At 60.9% G+C, this 18,859-nt stretch carries 19 protein-coding genes and 1 riboswitch; of the genes, 7 read left to right on the plus strand and 12 right to left on the minus strand.

Features of this window, described 5'->3' with window-relative positions:
• Positions 1-2 precede the first annotated feature (2 nt).
• Genes AC3ITY_RS06710 through AC3ITY_RS06720 form a run of 3 tightly spaced genes read right to left on the minus strand, consistent with a single transcriptional unit; the run spans position 3 to position 2,686 of the window.
• Complete coding sequence (locus tag AC3ITY_RS06710) at positions 3-791, minus strand: ABC transporter ATP-binding protein (protein WP_489308198.1); 789 nt, start codon at positions 789-791, stop codon at positions 3-5.
• Positions 788-1,603, minus strand: a complete 816-nt coding sequence (locus tag AC3ITY_RS06715; protein ID WP_489308199.1) for an ABC transporter permease — start codon at positions 1,601-1,603, stop codon at positions 788-790. The genes AC3ITY_RS06710 and AC3ITY_RS06715 overlap by 4 nt, the downstream gene beginning before the upstream one ends.
• A 15-nt stretch (positions 1,604-1,618) precedes the next feature.
• Positions 1,619-2,686, minus strand: coding sequence for a putative urea ABC transporter substrate-binding protein (locus AC3ITY_RS06720; RefSeq protein WP_489308200.1), 1,068 nt, complete (start codon positions 2,684-2,686; stop codon positions 1,619-1,621).
• Positions 2,687-2,746: 60 nt separating this feature from the next.
• A riboswitch (guanidine-I (ykkC/yxkD leader) is annotated at positions 2,747-2,847 on the minus strand.
• Positions 2,848-3,129: 282 nt separating this feature from the next.
• Between AC3ITY_RS06720 and AC3ITY_RS06725 the strand changes: the two genes are divergently transcribed.
• Together AC3ITY_RS06725 and AC3ITY_RS06730 are read left to right on the plus strand one after the other, a co-directional pair.
• Positions 3,130-3,402 carry a hypothetical protein gene (locus AC3ITY_RS06725; protein WP_489308201.1) on the plus strand — a complete coding sequence of 91 codons (273 nt, stop codon included), beginning with the start codon at positions 3,130-3,132 and terminating at the stop codon, positions 3,400-3,402.
• A 167-nt stretch (positions 3,403-3,569) separates the two neighbouring features.
• The gene (locus tag AC3ITY_RS06730) at positions 3,570-3,998 is read left to right on the plus strand and encodes a hypothetical protein (RefSeq protein WP_489308202.1); all 429 of its coding nucleotides are present in this window, start codon (positions 3,570-3,572) and stop codon (positions 3,996-3,998) included.
• Positions 3,999-4,065: 67 nt separating this feature from the next.
• Here the strand turns inward: AC3ITY_RS06730 and AC3ITY_RS06735 are convergent, their stop codons facing one another.
• A complete protein-coding gene (locus AC3ITY_RS06735; RefSeq protein ID WP_489308203.1) occupies positions 4,066-5,178 on the minus strand; it encodes an enoyl-CoA hydratase/isomerase family protein in 1,113 nt (370 codons plus the stop codon).
• A 132-nt stretch (positions 5,179-5,310) separates the two neighbouring features.
• On the opposite strand from AC3ITY_RS06735, the gene ung reads away from it, so the two are divergent.
• Positions 5,311-6,003 (plus strand): uracil-DNA glycosylase, encoded by a 693-nt coding sequence (gene ung, locus AC3ITY_RS06740; RefSeq protein ID WP_489308204.1) that lies wholly within the window; start codon positions 5,311-5,313, stop codon positions 6,001-6,003.
• 159 nt (positions 6,004-6,162) lie between these two features.
• On the opposite strand, the gene AC3ITY_RS06745 is transcribed toward ung, so the two are convergent.
• From AC3ITY_RS06745 to AC3ITY_RS06765, 5 genes are read right to left on the minus strand one after another with little or no spacing between them, the layout of a single operon-like run.
• Positions 6,163-7,209, minus strand: coding sequence for an AbrB family transcriptional regulator (locus AC3ITY_RS06745; protein WP_489308205.1), 1,047 nt, complete (start codon positions 7,207-7,209; stop codon positions 6,163-6,165).
• A complete protein-coding gene (locus tag AC3ITY_RS06750) occupies positions 7,202-8,716 on the minus strand; it encodes a tripartite tricarboxylate transporter permease (protein WP_046041540.1) in 1,515 nt (504 codons plus the stop codon). Before AC3ITY_RS06750 ends, AC3ITY_RS06745 begins: the two co-directional genes overlap by 8 nt.
• 1 nt (position 8,717) lies before the next feature.
• On the minus strand, positions 8,718-9,176 hold the full coding sequence (locus AC3ITY_RS06755; protein ID WP_046041541.1) for a tripartite tricarboxylate transporter TctB family protein: 459 nt from the start codon (positions 9,174-9,176) through the stop codon (positions 8,718-8,720).
• A gap of 58 nt (positions 9,177-9,234) precedes the next feature.
• Positions 9,235-10,212, minus strand: coding sequence for a Bug family tripartite tricarboxylate transporter substrate binding protein (locus AC3ITY_RS06760; RefSeq protein WP_489308206.1), 978 nt, complete (start codon positions 10,210-10,212; stop codon positions 9,235-9,237).
• A 39-nt stretch (positions 10,213-10,251) separates the two neighbouring features.
• Entirely contained in the window at positions 10,252-11,541 is a 1,290-nt protein-coding gene (locus tag AC3ITY_RS06765) for an OprD family porin (RefSeq protein WP_489308207.1), read from the minus strand.
• Between the two features lie 237 nt (positions 11,542-11,778).
• Here AC3ITY_RS06765 and AC3ITY_RS06770 point away from each other — a divergent pair, with 237 nt between their 5' ends.
• Together AC3ITY_RS06770 and AC3ITY_RS06775 are read left to right on the plus strand one after the other, a co-directional pair.
• Positions 11,779-12,450: a response regulator gene (locus AC3ITY_RS06770; RefSeq protein ID WP_489308208.1), complete on the plus strand. Its 672-nt coding sequence runs from the start codon at positions 11,779-11,781 to the stop codon at positions 12,448-12,450.
• Positions 12,443-13,831 (plus strand): sensor histidine kinase N-terminal domain-containing protein, encoded by a 1,389-nt coding sequence (locus AC3ITY_RS06775; RefSeq protein WP_489308209.1) that lies wholly within the window; start codon positions 12,443-12,445, stop codon positions 13,829-13,831. Before AC3ITY_RS06770 ends, AC3ITY_RS06775 begins: the two co-directional genes overlap by 8 nt.
• Before the next feature lie 44 nt (positions 13,832-13,875).
• Here AC3ITY_RS06775 and AC3ITY_RS06780 read toward each other — a convergent pair whose 3' ends face one another.
• On the minus strand, positions 13,876-14,697 hold the full coding sequence (locus AC3ITY_RS06780) for an HDOD domain-containing protein (RefSeq protein ID WP_489308210.1): 822 nt from the start codon (positions 14,695-14,697) through the stop codon (positions 13,876-13,878).
• 302 nt (positions 14,698-14,999) lie between these two features.
• Positions 15,000-15,941, minus strand: a complete 942-nt coding sequence (gene ygfZ / locus AC3ITY_RS06785; RefSeq protein WP_489308211.1) for a CAF17-like 4Fe-4S cluster assembly/insertion protein YgfZ — start codon at positions 15,939-15,941, stop codon at positions 15,000-15,002.
• Positions 15,942-16,090: 149 nt separating this feature from the next.
• On the opposite strand from ygfZ, the gene AC3ITY_RS06790 reads away from it, so the two are divergent.
• Complete coding sequence (locus tag AC3ITY_RS06790) at positions 16,091-16,345, plus strand: FAD assembly factor SdhE (protein WP_057716026.1); 255 nt, start codon at positions 16,091-16,093, stop codon at positions 16,343-16,345.
• A complete protein-coding gene (locus AC3ITY_RS06795; RefSeq protein ID WP_489308212.1) occupies positions 16,329-16,781 on the plus strand; it encodes a protein YgfX in 453 nt (150 codons plus the stop codon). Before AC3ITY_RS06790 ends, AC3ITY_RS06795 begins: the two co-directional genes overlap by 17 nt.
• Here AC3ITY_RS06795 and nadB read toward each other — a convergent pair.
• Complete coding sequence (gene nadB / locus AC3ITY_RS06800) at positions 16,750-18,366, minus strand: L-aspartate oxidase (protein WP_489308213.1); 1,617 nt, start codon at positions 18,364-18,366, stop codon at positions 16,750-16,752. The two genes, AC3ITY_RS06795 and nadB, sit on opposite strands and share 32 nt — an antisense overlap.
• Between the last annotated feature and the right edge of the window lie 493 nt (positions 18,367-18,859).

The following is an 18,859-nucleotide window of genomic DNA, read 5'->3' on the forward strand; positions in this document are numbered from 1 at the left end:
TCTCAAGCGGTTCGAAGTGAGCCCGCCAGTTGCACTGGCAGGGCGTCGACGGCGGCACGGTGGGTGCGGCGGTCGCTGTTCAAAGGGATGTCGTAGGTGATGCGTGCGCCATAGCGGCCAGGTGCATGCGGGTCGAGGCGGACCTTGTCGAACACCAGCAGGCGGGTGCCGAGGCTGAAGCCTTCGGACAGGTCATGGGTGACCATGAACACCGTCAGTCGGGTCTCGCGCCACAACGCCAGGAGCAAGGCGTGCATGTCTTTGCGGATGCCCGGGTCGAGAGCGCCGAACGGTTCGTCGAGCAGCAACACCCGCGGCTTCATGATCAGCGCCTGGGCAATGGCCAGCCGTTGTTGCATGCCGCCGGAGAGCTGCGCCGGGTACTTGTCCAGCGAGTGGCCGAGGCCGACTTTGTGCAGCAGCACCGAAGCCTGTTCGCGAGCCTCTTTTTTGGCGCTGCCAAACAGGCGTCCAAGCAAACGCGAACGGGGCAGTTCAAGGCCGAGAGCGACGTTGTCCAGTACGCTCAGATGGGGGAACACCGAGTAGCGCTGGAATACCACGCCACGGCTGGCGTCCGGCTCTGCGGCCAAGGGCTGGCCGTCGAGCAGGATCTCGCCGCGACTGGCTTGTTCCTGGCCGAGCAGCAGGCGTAGGAAGGTCGATTTACCGCAACCGGAGGCACCCACGAGGGTGCAGAACTCACCTTCGTTGACGTTCAGGTTGAGGCCTTCGAGCACCACTTGATCGGCGTATTGCTGCCAGACGTTCTTAACGGTGATGAAGCTCATTTGGCGGCCCCTTCATACCAGGGAAAAGCACGGCGGGTAAGGTACTTGAGGCCCCAATCCATCAGCCAGGCGAGCAGGGTGATCCACACCACGTAGGGCAAAATCACGTCCATCGCCAGGTAGCGGCGCACCAGGAAAATCCGGTAGCCGAGGCCGTCGGTGGAGGCGATGGCTTCGGCGGCAATCAGGAACAGCCATGCCGAGCCGAGCATCAGTCGCAGCGAGATCAACAACCGTGGCAGCAGTTGCGGCAGCACTACCCGCAGCATCAATGTCCAAGTGGAAGCGCCGAGGGTCTGGGCCTTGATCAGCAGTTCCACGGGGATTTCCCGGGCGCGCTGTTCCAGGTCCCGGGCCAGCGCCGGAGTAATGCCGATCACGATCAGCATCACTTTCGACAACTCACCCAAACCGAAGACGATGAACAGGATTGGCAGGATCGCCAGCGGTGGCACCATCGACAGCACGGTCAGCAAGGGTGACAACGGCGCACCGAACAGCGGCAGGGTACCGGCGGCGATGCCCAGGCACAGCCCGGCCAGGGCGCTGATGCCCAGGCCAATGGCCAGACGTTGCAGGCTGGACGCCGTGTCCTGCCAGAGCAGGTATTCACCGGTGCGGCTGTCGGCCACGAACGCCAGGCGTTTCACCGCATCGGTCATCTGCACGGCACTGGGCAGCAGCTTGTCGTTGGGGTTGTCCGCCAGTCGCTCGGCCGAGCCCGTGAAGTAGGCGAACAGCACCAGGGCGAACGGCAGGATCACCAACAGCAGGCGACTCGGGCGGTCCGGGTGACGGTTGATCAGGCGCATGGCCAGTTCTCCTGATTACAGCTTGGCGTCGGCGGCCATCTGCACGTAACTCGGGTCGAAGCGCAGCATGAGGTTGCCCTTGTCGCCGCTGGTCACGCCGTTGGCGAAAGCCATGCCGACCGCGCTGGTGTCCTTGGCGCCTTCACCCAGCAAACCGTGCTGGAACGAGAACTCGGCGACCTTGCGCATGGTTTCCGGCAGTTGCTTGCTGGTGCTGAACGCCAGGGCTTCCTTGGGCGTGGCGAATAATTTGGTGGTGTCCAGTTGCGCCTGGAAACCCGCCAGGTCAGTGCCCGAGGCCTTGGCCATGTGTTCCAGCGCGGCCTTGCTCGCAGCGTTCCTGGCGTTCATCAACTCAACCACTTCAAACCAGGCGCCGGTCAGTGCCTTGCCCAGGGCCGGGTTGTCTTTGAGGGTCTGGGAGTTGACCACCATCATGTCCATGATTTCGCCGGGGATCTGGCTGGAGTTGAACACCTCGGTCACCGCAGGCTTGGCCTTGATGTCCGAGAGCATCGGGTTCCAGGTGGTAACGGCGTTGACCTGATCGGTGTTGAAGGCGGCGGAGATGTCGGCGTCGGAGGTGTTGACCACTTTCAGGTCTTTCTCGGTGAGGTCCACCGTATCCAGGGCCCGGGCCAGCAGGTAGTGGGAGACAGAGAGCTCCACCAGGTTGACGTCCATGCCCTTGAGGTCGGCGACTTTCCTGCCTTCGCCCTTGAGCACGATGCCGTCGTTGCCGTTGGAGAAGTCGCTGACGATCAGCGCGGTGCTGTCGACGCCGCCAGCGGCCGGAATGGTCAGCGCGTCCATGTTGGTCATGGTGCAGCCGTCGAACTGGCCGGCGGTGTATTGGTTGATGGATTCGACGTAGTCATTGAGCTGCACCACGTCGATCTTGATGCCGTATTTCTTCGCCCATTTGTCGACGATGCCCTGGCTGCCGGCGTATTCCCACGGCATCCAGCCGGCGTAGATCGTCCAGCACACGCTGAAGTGGTCTTTCTGGGCAGCCTGGGACGAGAAGCTCACGAGGGCGGCGAACGCAGCGGCGAGCAGGGCGGGTAAACGAAGCTGGGACATGGTGGTTCTCCAGTTGATCAAGGACGGACAGGAAGGCAGCGGCACCGCTAACGGTGGCTTGTCTCCCGGGCTTTTGTCCCGCCGTGTAACCTCAACTGGAGGTCGCCAACTCTCGGACCAGTCACTCGCGATTGCGAGCCGGAACCCTAGTCAGCCATTGCAAATTGTGGTGCCGCGAACCTGTGATGACTCCTGCACGGTTTTTCTAAAGCGAGAGGCGTGCCAAGTTGATCCGAGCGCTCTAGCGTGGGGAACAGGGAGGTCGACGGTGTTGATTGGAAATGCGCACTGCCTTGTGATGGTGCGCTGGTGCACCGCATTGGAACGTATCCGCCGCTGATCCGAAGGTGGATGCGACGTCGCACTTGGCAGAAATTTACCAGTCAAAACAGATGTCAGCCGGTCTGTGCCGACTGCTGTCACAGGTCTTTACGGAGGCCGCCATGTTGCGTCGATTGTTGCTCGGTGCAGTGCTCGGTTTTGGATTGTCTGGCTGCTACTACTACGACTATCCAGCGGACGTCTATGGGGCACCTTATTACTACCCCGGCTACTACTCGCCCTATTACTACGGTTACTACGGCCCACGTTATTACGGTGGTTATCGCTCCTATTACTACGGTGGGCACGGTAACTACGGGGGCCATGGCTATCACGGCGGGGGGCATTACGGAGGTGGATATCATGGCGGTGGATTTCACGGTGGCCACCGTTAATCAGGGCGTGAATGGATGAAAAACCTTTCATCAGCCAGATGTTTCTACTTGTTTCAAGAGCGCACCAGAATCCGAATTCGGTGTCTGATATTTCGACAGTCACCGAACATTTGACTGTCGCCTGCCAGCGTCGCTGGCGTGGCTTACCCGCGGTCCAGGAGGCCGCTATGTATCGCCGAATTCTTCTGCTAGCCGTGTTGGGATTGTCCCTTGGTGGGTGCGTGCCTTACTACGACGAAGGAGGTAGTTACTACAGTTCCGAGGTCTATACCTCGCCGGCGCCAACCCATTACGCCGGGGGGAGTTCCTACTATTCCAATGGTTATTACACACCGCAGCCTCGGTATTACATGCCGCCAGCGCGGTATTACCAGCCGACACCGCGCTATTACTCGCAGCCGCGGATGTATCAACCTCGCTATTACCAGCCTGCTCCGCGTTACTACCAGCCATATCGGGGCGATTACCGGATGCATCAGAACCATGGCTGGGACGGCCGTAACCGCGGGGGCTGGAACAATGACAATCGCGATCACGACGGGCGCAACCATCGCGGCGGACGTGGCGATCACAACTGGCGGGGTAACCACCGCTAATCATTCAGTCAAATACAAAGCCTGTGGGAGCGAGCAGGCTCGCTCCCACAATTTTTATGCCCGGACTTTAGTACTCGGACAAATCCGCCAGCGGATGCCGACCTTCCCACGCCTTGTGAAAATGCGCTTCTACCACCGCGTCCGGCACGTTATTGATATCCGGCCAGTGCCAGCGAGGCTTCTGATCCTTGTCGATCAACCGCGCACGTACGCCTTCACTGAATTCCGGATGACGACAGCAGTTGAGGCTCAGGGTGTATTCCATCTGGAAGACTTCGGCCAGCGACAGGTGCCGGGCACGGATGATCTGCTCCCACACTAGATGAGCGGTCAGCGGCGCGCCTTCGGTCATGGTCCTGGCGGCGCGGTTCAGCAACAGATCGCGGTGATCGCGCAAGGCGCTGATGGCCTTCCAGGCGCAACGCACCTCGCTGACGTCCAGCAGCTCGTCGATCTGCTGTCGGCGCGGCAGCCACTGGGCTTCGGGCATCTGCGCTACGGCTTCCTGCTGCAGGGCCTTGAGCAGGCTATTGAGTTGCATCGGTGTCTGTTCCTGCCAGTTCAATTGCAACAGGCCTTCGATCAATTCCGGCTGCTGCTCATCGAGCAGGAAACGATCGGCCAGGTCCAGGTCGATGGCATCGCGGCCGTTCATGTGCGCACCGGTCAGGCCCAGGAACAACCCGAGCTTGCCGGGCAGGCGCGACAGAAACCAACTGGCGCCGACGTCCGGGTACAGGCCGATGCTGATCTCGGGCATGGCCAAGCGGCTGCTCGGCGTGACGATGCGGATGCTTGCCCCTTGCAACAGTCCCATGCCCCCGCCAAGCACATAGCCGTGGCCCCAGCAGATCAGCGGTTTCGGGTAGGTGTGAAGTTTGAAGTCCAGGCGATATTCCGCCGCAAAAAACTGCGCAGCCAGTGGCGGTACTTCGCCCGGATGGACGCGACAGGCCTCCACCAGGCTGCGCACTTCGCCGCCGGCGCAAAAGGCCTTGGCGCCGTTGCCGCGCAACAGCACGCAGACGATTTGCGGGTCCTTGGCCCAGGCCTCCAGGCGGTCGCGCAGGGCGTTGATCATTGGCAGGGACAGGGCGTTCAGGGATTTTTCGGCATCCAGGCTGGCGATGCCGATGCGCGCGCCGTCGGTGCCGGTGAGTTCTTCGAAGTGCAGATTCATCGTGACCTCGATCGGGAATTTGAGGGTTAAGTATGATCGCTGTGTGGGAAAGTGCCGGATCTGCGTCAGATCAATTGACAAGCGTGATGCGCTTTCCTAGGGTTCGCCCCATTGTTTTTGCCGGATGTAACCATGACTGCTGAAGACCGTATCAAACTCGAACCGAGCTGGAAGGAGGCACTGCGTGCCGAATTCGACCAGCCCTACATGGCAGAGTTGCGAAACTTCCTGCAACAGGAGCGGGCGGCCGGCAAGGAGATCTATCCGCCGGGGCCGATGATTTTCAACGCGCTCAATTCCACGCCGCTGGACAAGGTCAAGGTGGTGATCCTCGGTCAGGACCCTTATCACGGCCCGGGCCAGGCCCATGGCTTGTGCTTCTCGGTGCAACCGGGCGTGCCGGCACCGCCGTCGCTGGTGAACATTTACAAAGAACTCAAGCGCGACCTGAACATCGACATCCCCAACCATGGCTACCTGCAGAGCTGGGCCGATCAGGGCGTGCTGATGCTCAACACCACCATGACCGTCGAGCGCGCCAACGCCAATGCGCACAAGGACAAGGGTTGGCAGTTTTTCACCGATCGAGTCATTGAAGTGGTCAGCCAACAGCAACCGCACCTGGTTTTCATGCTGTGGGGCGCCCATGCCCAGAGCAAGCAGAAGCTGATCGATGCCACCAAGCACCTGGTGTTGACCTCGGTGCACCCGTCACCGCTGTCGGCCTATCGCGGCTTCCTCGGTTGCGGGCACTTCAGCCGCACCAACAAGTTTCTGGAGCAGAATGGCGAGACGCCGATCGAGTGGCGGTTGCCTCCGGTTTGATGGGAATTGGTTGAGCTTTTGTGGCGAGGGAGCTTGCTCCCGCTGGGCTGCGAAGCAGCCCCAAATTCTGCAACCTGATTTCTTCTGACACACCGTGCACATAGGCTTTACGACTGCTGCGCAGCCGAGCGGGAGCAAGCTCCCTCGCCACAGGTGGAGTTAAATTTCTGGTTCTTCCGGTTGTCGATTCCAATACTTGAACAACGGCTCCGCCAGAAACAGCACAAACAACAAGCGCATCACCTGCATCGCCGTCACCAGCGGCACCGACAGTTGCAGGGTTTCCGCCGTCAGGCTCATCTCGGCAATACCGCCGGGCATCATGCCCAAAGTCAATGAACGCAGATCCAGATGGGTCAGCGCACTCAAACCCAAGGCCGCTGCAGTCGCAATCAGCATGGTCAACACCGTGCCGATCAAGGTGCGCCCCATGAACGATGGCGCACGCCGGAAAAACTGCCGGTTGAAGTGACAGCCCAGACCGCTACCGATCAACCATTGGCCGATCTGGCTACCGCCATTGGGCAATCCGATGTGCAGATCCCAGCCGATGCTGACTGCCGCGCTGACCAGCAATGGCCCGAACAGCCAGGGGTTGGGTTGACGCAGGCGTTCCCAGATCCAGGCCGCCAATGCGCCAGCGGGAAACAACACTGCCAGCCAGCGCCAATCGATGCTGCCGACGTGGGAAATCGGCGCACCGTCGCCCAACAAATACTTGAAGGCTGCCGGTACGCACAGCACGACCACCAACACCCGCAAACTCTGCCCCGCCGCCACACGGCTGAGCACCGCGCCATTGCGGGCGCCGAGGTTGACCATCTCCCCGGAACCACCGGGCATGCTGGAAAAGAACGCCGTGGCGCGATCTTCACCGGTGCGGCGCATCAGCCACACGCCGACGACCGCCGACAGGCTGGTGACCAACGCACCGAAGAAGATCAGACCGAAATGACTGAGTACCTGCTCCATCACCAGCGGGGTGAAATGCAGGCCGATACCGATACCGACGATCCACTGGCCGCACTTGCGGCCGCCAGGGATTTCGGCCAATTGCCAGGGTGTCAGGCAGCGCACGAGGATGATCGCCAGCAACGAGCCGACCATCCACGGCAAAGGCCAGCCGACCTGGCTGGCGAGGAAACCGCCAAGCAGGCCGACCAGCGGGGTTCCCCACCAGAGTTTGAAGGGGGACCGATCAGACATCGGCGATAACGCGTTGCGCGGCCGAACGTTTGCGCCAGATACGGATAAGCGGCATCAGCAGCATGATCGCCGTCAGCACCCAGCAACCGAAGGTGATCGGGCTCGACCAGAGGATTTCCAGCGCACCGTTGGAAATCGACAGGGCGCGGCGCAGGTTCTGTTCCATCAGGCCACCGAGGATGAAGCCCAGCAATACCGGCGACAGCGGGAAGTCCAGCTTGCGCAGGATATAACCGAAGATGCCAATGCCGATCATCAGGAACAGGTCGAACGTTGTCGCGTGCACCGCGTAGACACCAATCCCGGTAATGATCGCGATCACCGGCACCAGTGCCCAGTTCGGCACGGCGAGGATGCGGGTAAAGATGCGGATCATCGGGATGTTGAGGATCACCAGCATCACGTTGGCAATGAACAACGAAGCGATCAGGCCCCAGACGATGTCCGGTTGCTGTTGGAACAGCAGCGGGCCCGGAGTGATGTTGTACAGCGACAGTGCGCCGATCATCACCGCCGTGGTGCCGGAACCTGGAACGCCGAGGGTCAGCATCGGCACCAGCGCACCGCAAGCTGCGCCACCGATGGCGGTTTCCGGCGCCGCGAGGCCGCGCATGTCGCCTTGGCCGAAAGTACCCTTGGCACCGGCGATGCGTTTTTCGGTCATGTAGGCCACGGCACTGGCCAGGGTCGCACCGGCACCCGGCAACACGCCCATGATGAAACCCAGCACGCCGCAACGGATGTTCACCACGAACACCGACGCCGCTTCCTTGAAGTTGAACATCATCCGGCCGGTGGCTTTCACCGCTTCCTGGCCGTGGTGGGTTTTTTCCAGCAGCAGCAGGATTTCGCTGATGGAGAACAGGCCCAGTACCAGCACGACGAACTGAATGCCGTCGGTCAGGTGGATGTTGTCCCCGGTGAAACGGTACACACCGCTGTTGGCGTCGATGCCGACGGTCGACAGGAACAGACCGATCAGCGCCGCGATGAACGTCTTCAGCGGACGGTCACCGGCCATGCCGCCGAGGCAGACAATCGCAAACACCATCAGTACGAAATATTCCGCCGGGCCGAAGGCAATCGCCCATTTCGCCAGCAGCGGGGCGAACAGCACCATGCCGCAGGTAGCGATAAACGCACCGATGAACGAGCTCCATGCCGATAGCGACAGCGCTACACCAGCCAGGCCTTTGCGGGCCATCGGGTAACCGTCGAGGGTGGTCATCACGGTGGACGCTTCGCCCGGAATGTTCAGTAAGATCGAGCTGATCCGGCCGCCGTATTCGCATCCCAGGTACACCGCCGCCAGCAGGATCAGTGCCGACTCCGGCGGCAGGCCGAGGGCGAATGCGATCGGGATCAGCAACGCCACGCCGTTGATCGGCCCCAGGCCCGGCAACAGGCCGACCACGGTGCCGATCAGGGTGCCGCACAGTGCGGTCACCAGATTGTACGGGCTCAGCGCGACGCCGAAACCCTGACCCAAATAGCCAAGAGTATCCATATCAGTTCTCCAGAACGTCGAGCACGCCAAGCGGCAGCGGCACGTCCATCAACTTGTCGAACAGCAGGTAGAGGCCGACGGCCATCAGACTGATGATCACGATGCTCGGTACCCAGCGGCCGCCATAGAGACGGGCCATGGGCACGCCGATCAGGATGCTGGCAACGATGAAACCCAGGGGTTCGAAAGTGCCGGCGAACACCAGCAACAGCACCACGCAGATGCCGATCTTGGTCAGGGTTTCGCGATCCAGCGGCGGCTCGTCAGCACTGTGCTTGATCGGTGCCGGACGGAACACCATGTACAACAGTGCTGAGCCCATCAGGCCGAGCATCAGCAATGGAAAGGCCCGAGGCCCCACCGGTTCGTAGGAAAAAGCCGCTTGGTACGGCCACGCCATCAGCGCGAGGCCGAGGCAGACCAGCAACAGCACCGAAGCAAAAATGCGTTGTAAGAGCATGGGGAACTCCTGTGCCGCGACTCCGCCAAACGGAGCCGCAGCCGCTAGACAGAGGCGATCACTGGATCAGGCCGAACTCTTTGGCCAGCACTTTGTAGTCCGCAACCTGCTTCTTCACGTAGGTGTCCAGCTCCGGGCCGGTCATGGCGAACGGGAAGAGCTCGCGCTGATCGCGCAACTTGGCGAAGTCTTCGGAAGCCAGCAGTTTGTCGAAGGCCGCCTTCCACCAGGCATAGTCTTCGTCGCTGACTTTTGGCCCGAGGTAGAAGCCGCGTACCACCGGCCAGACGATGTCATAGCCTTGTTCGCGGGCTGTCGGAATGTCCTTCATTTCCGGTTCGTCCAGACGCTTGTCGGAGAACACCGCCAGCAGGCGCATGTCGCCGCTGAGGATGTGTGGCATGGAGTCGGAGATGTCGGTGCTGCCGACCTGGATGTGGCCGCCGAGCAGGGCGGTGGCAATTTCGCCGCCACCTTCGAGGGCAACGTAACGCAGGTCACGCGGGTTGATCCCGGCGGCCTTGGCGATCAGCGCGGTTTGCATCCAGTCCTGGCTGCCGACGGTGCCGCCGGAACCGATCACCACTTTGCTCGGATCTTTCTTCAGTGCCTGAACGAGGTCGTCGAGGGTCTTGTAGGGCGAATCGCTTTTCACCGCGATGGCGCCATAGCTGGTGCCAACGGCGGCCAGCCAGCGCACGTTGGTTTCATCGAAACGACCGAACTTGCCTTGGGCCAGGTTCAACAGCGAACCACTGGACCAGGCCACCAGGGTGCCAGCATCGGCCGGACGCTGGGCGACCACCGCGTTGTACGCCACCGCGCCGACACCGCCGGGCATGTAGGTCACGCGCATCGGTTTGGTCAGCAGTTTTTCGTTGACCAGCGCGCTTTGCGCCAGTTTGCAGGTCAGGTCGAAACCACCGCCGGGCGAGGCCGGGGCGATGCATTCCGGACGTTTGGGTTCGGCAAGCGCTTGGCCGGTGAACAGCAGGACGCTGGCGGCGAGGGCTAGTTTACGCATTGACAGGTTCATTCAAGTCTCCTTGGGAGTTGTTGTTATTGACGTACTGAATTACCAAAGGGCAACGCTATAGCTCACCAGCAGACGCACTTCATCGGCATCGCGAGCGGAGTAGTTGGAACGGTAGGTGGCATTGCGCAGGCGCACGGCGACATCCTTGAGTGCGCCGCTTTGTACAACATATTTAATCTCGGAGTTGCGTTCCCATTCTTTGCCTTCGTCTCCGTTCTTGAGCTTGATGTTGTCACCGCTTACGTAACGGCTCATGAAGGTCAGGCCGGGGACGCCGAGGGTGACGAAGTCGAAGTCATAACGGGCTTGCCAGGAGCGCTCTTCGGCCCCGGCAAAGTCGTTGATCTGCACGAAGTTCACCAGGTACGGGTCGCTGCCATCCACATACGGGAACGCGCTGTCGCCGGACATGTGCTGGTAGCCCGCGCTGAGCTTGTGCCCGCTCAAGGCGTAACTCACCAGACCGTTGAGGGACTTGTTGTCGATCTTGCCGCCACGGGCCTCGCCCTGGTCGTCACTGATGGCAAACCGCAGGTCGGTGCCAAAGGTGCCGGGGCCGAATGGCTGCGAGGCGATCAAGCCGAGGAAATGCTGGTTGTAGACTTCATCGAGTTGCGCGAAGTGGTAGCTGCCGGTGATCTTGTCGGTGAGCTTGTAGTCCAGGCCGCCAAAATCAAAGTGCTTGCCGGCCACGGTGCCAGCGAAACGGCCGTTCTTGTTGTTGAGGGCAATGTCCTCGAAGTCGGTGCTGTCGCGGTCTTTGGCTTTATCCAGGCGACCGCCGGTAAAGGTCAGGTTCTTGATCTCCTTGGAGGTCAGCATGCCGCCTTCAAAGGTCTGCGGCAGGATGCGCCCGTCGTTGGGCTTGAGGATCGGCAGTTCCGGAATCAGGGTGCCGATCTTCAGCTCGCTGGCGGAGATCTTCACTTTGCCGGTCAGGCCGAGCTTGGAGTATTCGTCGACGGCGCGCCCATCGTCGGTCGGCAGCAGGCCAGTACCGGTACGGTCCGGGCTCGAATCGAGCTTGACCCCCAACATGCCCAGCGCATCGACACCGAACCCCACGGTGCCATCGGTGTAGCCTGATTTCAGATTGAGCATGAAACCCTGGGCCCACTCGTCACGCTTGGACTGTTGGGCACTGGTACCGTCGCGATAATCGCGATTGAAGTACATGTTGCGGGTTTCGAAAGTGGCCGAACTGTCTTCGAAGAATGCGGCCTGGCTCAAGGGTGAAAAGCCGGCAAGGGCGGCAGCGCTGGCAAGCGCAGTGTGGCTGAAACGGGAGAGGCGGGCAGGCGCGATAGCCTGGGTCTGCAGGGACTGCATGGATGACTTACTCCGTTTATTGTTCTTATTTGTCGAAAACGCTTCGAGGCGTTTTTCGTATCGCTGTGTGGCTGCAGCGACGGCAGTCGAAACTGTCCGTGGCTGGACTGTAACGGGCTAACCTTTCGCTAACCTTTCAGCTGACTTTCACGGTTTTCGGGCTTCACAGCGGCGGTTGCGGCTGTAAACTTCGCGCCAGAGAATGGCGTCGACCATCCCGCAATGAGGTAAAGATCCATGCGTGTTCTGCTCGTCGAAGACCATTTGCAGCTCGCCGAAAGTGTCGCCCAGGCGCTCAAGAGCACCGGGCTGACCGTGGACGTTCTGCACGATGGCGTGGCAGCCGACCTGGCGCTGGGCAGCGAGGAATACGCCATGGCGATCCTCGACGTCGGCTTGCCGCGCATGGATGGTTTCGAAGTGCTGGCGCGTTTGCGGGCGCGGGGCAAGAACCTGCCGGTGTTGATGCTGACCGCCCGCAGCGACGTCAAGGATCGGGTCCACGGCCTGAACCTCGGCGCCGACGACTACCTGGCCAAGCCATTTGAGCTGGCCGAACTCGAAGCCCGGGTCAAAGCCTTGTTGCGCCGCAGTGTGCTGGGCGGTGAACGCATTCAGCGTTGCGGTGTGCTGGCCTATGACCTGGAAACCCGGCGTTTCACCCTCGGCGAAGAATTGCTGACCCTGACCTCCCGCGAACAGGCCGTACTCGAAGCCCTGATCGCACGCCCCGGTCGGGTGATGAGCAAGGAACAACTGGCTTCTCAAGTATTCGGCCTCGACGAAGAAGCCAGCCCCGATGCCATCGAAATCTACGTGCACCGCCTGCGCAAGAAACTCGACGGCCAGCCGGTCGCCATCGTGACCTTCCGCGGCCTCGGTTATTTGCTGGAAAGCCGCGATGCATAAGCCCAGCAGCCTGCGCTGGCGGTTGCTGTGGAACCTGGCGCTGTTGCTGGTGGTGTTGATGCTGGCCAGTGGTTTGAGCGCCTACTGGAACGGGCGCGAAGCCGCCGACACGGCCTATGACCGGACCCTGCTGGCCTCGGCGAGAACCATCGCCGCCGGCGTCTCCCAGCGCGACGGCACCCTGAGTGCCGACGTGCCCTACGTGGCTCTCGATACTTTTGCCTACGACAGTGCCGGGCGAATTTTCTACCTGGTCAACGACATCAATCAGAAGCTGATTTCCGGTTACGAAAACCTGCCCGCGCCGCCGCCGGGAACGCCGCGCACCGATGACTATCCGGCGCTGGCACGTTTCTACAACGCCCAATACCGCGGGCAGAACGTGCGCGTGGTGAGCCTGCTCAAACCCGTGAGCGAGCCGAACATGAACGGCATGGCGGAAATTCGCGTGGCGGAAACCGATGAAGCGCGCGTCAGCATGGCCCGCAGCCTGGCGACAGATACTTTGCTGCGACTGGGTATGCTGGCGGGTGGGGCGTTGATGTTGGTGTGGTTCGCGGTGAGTGCCGCGTTGCGCCCGCTGGAGCGCTTGCGCACGGCGGTGGAAGAGCGCCAGCCGGACGATCTGCGGCCCTTGCCGCTGGTGGAAGTGCAGCGCGAATTGTGGCCGCTGGTGCGCGCCCTCAATCACTTTACCGAGCGCTTGCGCGGGCAGTTCGAGAAGCAGGCGCAATTCATCGCCGATGCCGCCCACGAACTGCGCACGCCGCTGGCGGCGCTCAAGGCGCGACTGGAACTGGGCATGCGCTCGGCCGAGCCCGATACCTGGCGCAGCACGCTGGAGACCGCCGCCCAGGGCACTGATCGCTTGACCCATCTGGCCAATCAGTTGCTTTCCCTGGCACGGGTCGAAAATGGCGCCCGGGCGATTGCCGAGGGTGGCGCGCAGTTACTCGACCTGAGTCAATTGGCTCGGGAACTGGGCATGGCCATGGCGCCGTTGGCCCACAAGCGTGGTATCGCGCTGGCGCTGGAGGCGGATGAACCGGTCTGGCTGCGGGGTGAACCGACGTTATTGAACGAACTGCTGAGCAATCTGGTGGATAACGCACTGGCTCACACGCCGCCGGGTGGCAACGTGATTCTGCGGGTCTCGGCGCCCGCCGTGCTGGAAGTCGAAGATGATGGCCCCGGCATACCTCTTGAAGAACGCGATCGGGTGTTCGAGCGCTTTTACCGACGCAATCAGCAAGTGGCCGGTTCCGGATTGGGTCTGGCGATTGTCGGTGAGATTTGCCGCGCGCATCTGGCGCAGATCAGCCTGCATGACGGTGAGCATGCGGGGTTGAAGGTGCGGGTGAGTTTTGTTGCGGGAGAATGAATATTCCCACTGTTGCGAGGGGGCAAGCCCCCTCGCAACAAAGATCAGTAAAACATCGACCGTGTTTCTTCCAGATCGGCGCACATCGCTTTGTCGTCAAAGTCGATTCCGAGTGCCTTGTAGGCCGGTACATTCAACGCATCGGCACGGGCGAGCGGGTGGTCGGTGTCTTGCAGGCAATACAGGCTGGCCACCTGCACCAGATCCACATAGTCGACCTGCGCAGATTGGCGCTTGAAGTTCAGGTATAGCTGCGGCACTTGCACCAGCATGTCGGGAAATTCCCAGACCTTGAGCAGTTTTTCGCCGATCAGCGGATGAATCTGGTCGATCACATGGTTGAGGCTGACCGGGTCGGACAGCAGCTCATAATGATCTTCGGCGTAGGTCAGGATCGGCAACACGCCGATCTGGTGCACCAGCCCGCCAAGGGCCGCCTGATCGGGCTTGAGTCGGGTGTAGCTGCGGCACAGGGCGTAGCTGACGCCGGCGATTTCCAGGCTTCTACGCCAGACATCGCGCATCTTCTGTTCCACCACGTCGGAGCGGGCATGGAAAATCTGCTCCATGACCAGGCCGATCGCCAGATTACAGCTGTAGTTGATGCCCAGGCGGGTGATCGCGGTATGCAGATCGGTCACTTCCTGGGTCGCGCGCAACAGTGGACTGTTGACCACTTTGATCAGGCGTGCTGACAACGCGGCATCACGGCCGATCACTTTGCTCAGGGTACTGACACTGACTTCCGGGTTTTCCGCGGCCTTGCGAATCTGCAGGGCCACTTCCGGTAACGTTGGCAGAACCAGGTCATCGTTATTGATGGCCTCAACCAAATCCTTTTGGACCTTTTCCGCCAGCTCGCTCATTTAGTCTCTCTAGGGGGCGTTCTCAATTAGTTTTCCCGTCGCGTTGTCGCCTTAAAGCGGGCCAGGCAAGGCGCAGGCCGCTGGGAATGGTTGTTCCCTTTCCAAGGCCTGCAACGCAGCCTGGCCCGCTTTAAGGCACAACCCGAAGGGCCGGGCCTGCTGTTGTGCAGGGCTGCGTTGCTCGAAGCTTATTTGGAATGACCCAACCACGCTTCTCGCGCCTTGCCCTGCACAACAGCAGGCCCGGCGCGGCGTGAAAACTAATTGAGAACGCCCCCTGGGTGTCGCGCCAAGTGTTGCCGTTATTGCTGGATTTCGCGATCGCGGTCCAGTTCATAAGGCAGGTCGAGCAGCTGCAAGGACGGCCCTTCGAGCGCGCCCAGGTGGATGTCCCCACTGTCTGCTGCTTCGGCTTGCAACACCGCCAGGAGTTCAATGTCTTGTTCGGCGCGGGCAGCCAGCACCACTTCGCCGATGGAGTTGCCGTGGGTTGGGGAAAACAGCGGGGTACCCGGTTCAGGCAGTTCGCTGGCAGCCAGTTGCAGGCGATACAGGCGGCGCTTGAGTTTGCCCAGGTACTGCATCCGCGCGACGATTTCCTGCCCGGTGTAGCAACCTTTCTTGAAACTCACACCACCGACCGCTTGCAGGTTGAGCATCTGCGGGATGAACAGCTCTCGGGTGCCGGGCATGACCTGGCCGATCCCTGCACGGACCTGGCCCAGCAGCCATTGATTCAGATCGCCTTCGCTCAGCACCGCTGACAGTTTGCCTTTGACCGCATCGGCTTGACCGGCGGCGACCCACAGTTCGGCGCGTTCTGGCGAGACACGGATGGCGATCAGCCCATCGTTGCGCACGACGCTGTCGGTTTCTGCCGGCAGGTCCAGCCCGAGGCTGGCCAGTGCAGTATCGCCATGCTCAACGCCGAAGCGGACCCAGACGGCACTTTCGTCGGTCAGTTTCGACTTGGAAAACACCGCGTATTTTTTCAGGTCCGCCAATTGCGGTTCGAGCAATTCGGTGGCCATGGCCAAGACCACGCCGTCCCCTTCGAGCAGGATGCGGAAACTCGATTGCATCCGGCCTTTTTGCGTGCAGCGGGCACCGAGGCTGGCCCGGGAATCGCTCAGGTTGTTGAGGTTGCAGGTCAGTTGGCCTTGCAGGAATTTGCTGGCGTCCGCGCCGCGGACCGCGAGAACACCTTCATGAGAAAGGGTGCAGAAAAAAGCAGAGTCGGCCATGGGTCATCGCAGAGTAAAAAGTCTGGTGGACATCATAAGGGGGCGCCTTCGAAATGGGTAGTTCACAAAGGATCATCGGCGCCCGACCAAAGCCGACTGTTCGACGGGGCGCGGGCCTGTATACTTGCGGCCTATTTGAGGAGCGCTCCATGGTCGAAGATGTTGAACTGAACCGCCTCTACTGGCACAGCCGCCGCGGCATGCTTGAGCTTGACGTGTTGCTGGTGCCGTTTGTGAAAGAGGTTTATCGGCACCTCAACGAGGTTGATCGCGCCTGCTACGTCAGGTTGCTCGAATGCGAAGATCAGGACATGTTCGGCTGGTTCATGGAACGCAGCGAATCGGAAGATCCTGAGCTGCAACGCATGGTTCGCATGATCCTGGATCGTGTCCAGCCCAAGTAATGGGTTCGAATGCCGCTGGCGTGCCTCACGGCAGTTGCTGGCGGCGTATCTTCTGGCCCAGCTGTTCGCGTTGGGTTCTTTGTTTTTACTGTCAATTCCGGTCTGGGCCAGCGCGCTCGGCGTCGTGCTGTGCGTGGCTCACGGAGTCTGGTTGTTACCCCGGCAAATCCTGCTGACCCACCCGCAGGCCTTTTGCGGCTTGCGGCGCGATGCCGATGGCTGGCAGTTGTGGAGTTGGGCCAAGGGTTGGCAGCCCGTGCAATTGAGGCCGGATAGCCTGGCGCTGCCGCTGGTGGTGGTACTGCGTTTTCGACTACGTGGCGAGCGCCGGGTCCGGGCCATTTGCGTGCCCCGGGATGCGCAGGCAGCGGATGTGCACCGACGCCTGCGGGTCCGGCTCAAATTCAGCCGACGTAGGTGGGCGGCACCAGAATAGTGTCCAGCGCGACCGGCAACATGTTCGGGTAGTCGAGGGTGTAATGCAGACCACGGCTTTCCTTGCGCTCCATGGCTGACAGAATCATCAGCTCGGCCACTTGGGCCAGGTTGCGCAGCTCGATCAAATCCCGGCTGACCTTGTAGTTGCTATAGAACTCGTCGATTTCATCCAGCAACAGTTGCACGCGGTGTTGCGCCCGTTGCAGGCGCTTGTTGGTGCGCACGATGCCAACGTAGTCCCACATGAATCTGCGCAGTTCATCCCAGTTGTGCGCAATGATCACGTCTTCATCGGAATCGGTGACCTGGCTTGCATCCCAGGCGGGAAGGGGGGCTGGCATCGGAATCAGGGGCAGCTGTTCGAGAATGTCCGCTGCCGCCGAGCGGGCGTAGACGAAACATTCCAGCAGCGAGTTGCTGGCCATGCGGTTGGCGCCGTGCAGGCCGGTGAAACTGGTTTCGCCAATGGCGTACAGCCCCGGCACATCGGTGCGGCCCTGTTGATCGACCATCACGCCGCCGCAGGTGTAGTGCGCCGCCGGGACCACCGGAATCGGTTGTTTGGTGATGTCGATGGAAAATTCCAGGCAGCGTTCGTACACCGTCGGGAAGTGCGTCTTGATGAAGACTTCGGGCTTGTGGCTGATGTCCAGATAGACGCAATCGATACCCAGGCGCTTCATTTCATGGTCGATGGCCCGGGCGACGATATCCCGTGGCGCCAACTCGGCCCGAGGATCGAAGCGCTGCATGAAGCGCTCGCCGTTGGGCAGCTTCAGGTGGGCACCTTCGCCTCGCAGGGCTTCGGTAACCAGGAAGCTCTTGGCTTGCGGGTGATACAGGCAAGTAGGGTGGAACTGGTTGAACTCCAGGTTCGCCACCCGGCAGCCCGAGCGCCAGGCCATGGCAATGCCATCGCCGCAGGCGCCGTCAGGGTTACTGGTGTACAGGTAAACCTTGGCCGCACCACCGGAGGCGAGGATCACAAAGCGCGCGCCGTAGGTGTCGACTTCGCCGGTGCCGCGATTGAGCACATAGGCGCCGAGGCAGCGATCACCTTCGAGTCCCAAGCGTTTCTCGGTAATCAGGTCAACCGCAACCCGCTGTTCCAGCAGTTCGATGTTCGGTCGTTTCCTGGCCTGGTCGAGCAGGGTGGTGAAAATGGCAGCGCCGGTGGCATCGGCGGCGTGGATGATGCGCCGATGGCTGTGACCGCCCTCGCGGGTCAGGTGGAACTCGAACCCGCCATCTTCGGTACTCGACTGTTCATCGCGGGTAAAGGGCACGCCCTGGTCGATCAGCCATTGAATCGCTTCCCTGCTGTGCTCGACGGTGAAGCGCACGGCGTCCTCATGGCACAGGCCGCCGCCGGCATTGAGTGTGTCATCGACATGGGATTCAACGGTGTCGGTGTCATCCAGCACGGCCGCAACGCCGCCCTGGGCCCAGAAAGTCGAGCCATTGGCGAGGTTGCCCTTGCTCAGAACAGCAATGCGCAAATGACCGGGCAAGGTCAGCGCAAGGCTCAAGCCGGCAGCGCCGCTGCCAATTACCAGAACATCGTGTTGAAACTGTTGGCTCATTTCAGGATTCCGCTCAAAGCGACCCGGATCGGGGGTGGCGCAGCTGGACAGGCGAGTCAAGGCAGCCGCACAGCCCACTAGTATATAGAGGGGGGGAGCGGCACAATACCCGAGCTAGCATGGCATTGTGAAACTACTGTGACGTAAAACATCGGTCGCTTCGTCGGATGTTTTTCTGCCCGTTGGGCGCGAGAATGGCTGTATCGCCGATTTAACAGCCTTTTTCCCTTCACGGTTGCACAATGTCGCTTCGGTGCAACTATAAATATTTGGAACTTTTGCCAAAGGGCCAAGATCAATAGACGGTTGCCTGAAACAAGGGACAGTGTCGGCTTCAGTGCGGGATTGCAGTTCGATCCTTGCCGAAGAATCCGATGACAAGATTATCCGCGCAGCCGGGTCAACTCGTGCTGCGCTTTTCGTGCGTGCCAAATCAGAGCCCGCAGGAAACTTGCCTGGAGGGGGAGAACTTTTGCGAAAAGCCCGAGTCTAT

Source organism: Pseudomonas sp. GL_091 (genome assembly GCF_057837725.1).